Origin of the sequence: Vibrio sp. 10N.261.55.A7, from assembly GCF_002877365.1 — a bacterium.
Classification (GTDB): domain Bacteria; phylum Pseudomonadota; class Gammaproteobacteria; order Enterobacterales; family Vibrionaceae; genus Vibrio.
Map to the genome: position 1 here is coordinate 84,875 of NZ_MCWZ01000014.1, position 272 is coordinate 85,146.

1 pseudogene is annotated in these 272 nt (G+C 38.2%); it reads left to right on the top strand.

Annotation, left to right across the window (positions count from 1 at the left end):
• Window positions 1-157: 157 nt before the first annotated feature.
• Window positions 158-272: pseudogene (locus BCU12_RS01625) on the top strand (putative 4-hydroxy-4-methyl-2-oxoglutarate aldolase); the annotation flags it as partial.

Consider the following 272-nt stretch of genomic DNA (forward strand, 5'->3'; position numbering starts at 1 on the left):
ATGTAGGAATCTGAAACTGTTACTGTTTCGACTCGAGCATGACTTATGCGGATGCATTGGTAACCCAAAACTGCATTTCTAAGTCGGAAAACATCAATTTTTAGGGCCAGCTAAAGGAAGGTGCTGAAAAAGAATTACACTAAATCAAGGAGGATATATGAACGATATTACACCAGACATTTGTGATCAATATGAAGACAAGGTCACTCTAATTGAACAACCTTTGCAAAACTTTGGCTTGAGAGATGCTTTTTATGGGCAGATTGTAACGG